The sequence below is a fragment of the Rhizobium sp. SVR5-9E genome, assembly GCF_056755095.1.
Map to the genome: position 1 here is coordinate 1 of NZ_JBNDHS010000508.1, position 257 is coordinate 257.

At 61.5% G+C, this 257-nt stretch carries 1 pseudogene; it reads right to left on the reverse strand.

Annotation, left to right across the window (positions count from 1 at the left end):
• Window positions 1–257, reverse strand: a pseudogene (locus tag ACPYOJ_RS35830) (arsenite efflux MFS transporter ArsK); the annotation flags it as partial.

Genomic DNA, 257 nt, shown 5'->3' on the forward strand with positions numbered 1-257 from the left:
GTGATCGGCCAGAAAATCGTCGATGCAAAACCGCCGATGAGCGTCAGATAGGTGATGCTGCGGGAAGCGACCTGCGGCCGCAACTGAACCAGAAGCGCGAACGCCGCGCTATACTGGACGAGGTTGGAAGCGACTTCGATGGCAATGAGAGCCAAAACATAAGCTGCCCTGGTCGGCGCGAAGGCGCAGGCGATGAGAGCGAGGGCCGCGACAAGCGAGCCGATCGCCATCACGCGGCCGGCTCCGATCTTGTCGAA